Below are 796 nucleotides of genomic sequence, written 5' to 3' on the forward strand. Positions count from 1 at the left end.
TCCCGACTGGAAGGAACAGGGGGCGCCGTTGAACGTCGAGGTGACCGAAGATCGCTTCCTGTTCCTGTCCGAGAGCAGCGCGGTCACCACACCCAACTGGGCGCTGCCCGACAACTTCAAGAACCACGGCAACTACGTGATCTCGCTCGGCAACGTCACGCGCTGGCTCGGCCAGCAGGCGGAAGCCTTGGGCGTCGAGATCTTCCCGGGCTTCCCGGCCGCGGAGATTCTCTACAACGACGACGGTTCCGTGAAAGGCGTCGCCACCGGCAACATGGGCGTAGGCAAGGACGGCGAGCCGACCGAGAACTTCCAGCTCGGCATGGAACTGCACGCGAAGTACACGCTGTTCGCCGAAGGCTGCCGCGGCCACCTTGGCCGTCAGCTGATCTCGAAGTTCAAGCTCGACGCGAACGCCGATCCGCAGGCGTACGGGATCGGCATCAAGGAACTGTGGGAAATCGATCCGGCGAAGCACAAGCCGGGCCTCGTGATCCACACGGCCGGCTGGCCGCTGAAGTCGGACACCTACGGCGGCTCGTTCCTGTATCACATGGACAACAACCAGGTCGTGGTCGGCTTCGTGGTCGGCCTCGGCTATACGAACCCGTACCTGTCGCCGTTCGAGGAGTTCCAGCGCTACAAGACGCATCCGTCGATCCGCGCATTCCTGGAAGGCGGCAAGCGTGTGTCGTACGGCGCGCGGGCGATCACGGCCGGCGGCCTGCTGTCGCTGCCGAAGACGGTGTTCCCGGGCGGCGCGTTGATCGGCGACGACGCGGGCTTCCTGAACGCG

1 protein-coding gene is annotated in these 796 nt (G+C 64.9%); it reads left to right on the top strand.

Annotation, left to right across the window (positions count from 1 at the left end; genetic code table 11):
• The coding region (locus U5A56_RS36880; protein WP_321927401.1) for an NAD(P)/FAD-dependent oxidoreductase at window positions 1-796 on the top strand (796 nt) is incomplete at both ends.

Source organism: Burkholderia sp. BCC1998 (assembly GCF_905339875.1).
In the GTDB taxonomy this organism is placed as follows: Bacteria; Pseudomonadota; Gammaproteobacteria; order Burkholderiales; family Burkholderiaceae; genus Burkholderia.